Here is a 249-nt window from a genome sequence, read left to right on the forward strand (position 1 = left end):
TTCGCTCAAACGGGGTGATTGCATCGTCGCTGTGATAAGACTGCACTTCGCAAATATGGCTGGTTAGTTCAAGCGCCCTTGCAAATTCTTTAACATATATGTCCCAGTTACTGCGTACTTCTAATAAGCCACCTAACTTAACAATATAAGGAAATATAGCTGCACCGTGCCATCTGCGTTGAATATGTTTAGATTTAGGCCATGGATTTGGATACAACAAATAGTGGTGGCTTGGCTGCCAATTTGCTG

General features: G+C 42.6%; 1 pseudogene. It reads right to left on the bottom strand.

Annotated elements, in window-relative coordinates:
- Positions 1-249 (bottom strand): annotated as a pseudogene (locus R2R70_RS22040) (SAM-dependent methyltransferase); the annotation flags it as partial.

It is taken from the genome of Cobetia sp. SIMBA_158 (genome assembly GCF_046566945.1).
Taxonomy (GTDB): Bacteria; Pseudomonadota; Gammaproteobacteria; order Pseudomonadales; family Halomonadaceae; genus Cobetia; species Cobetia amphilecti.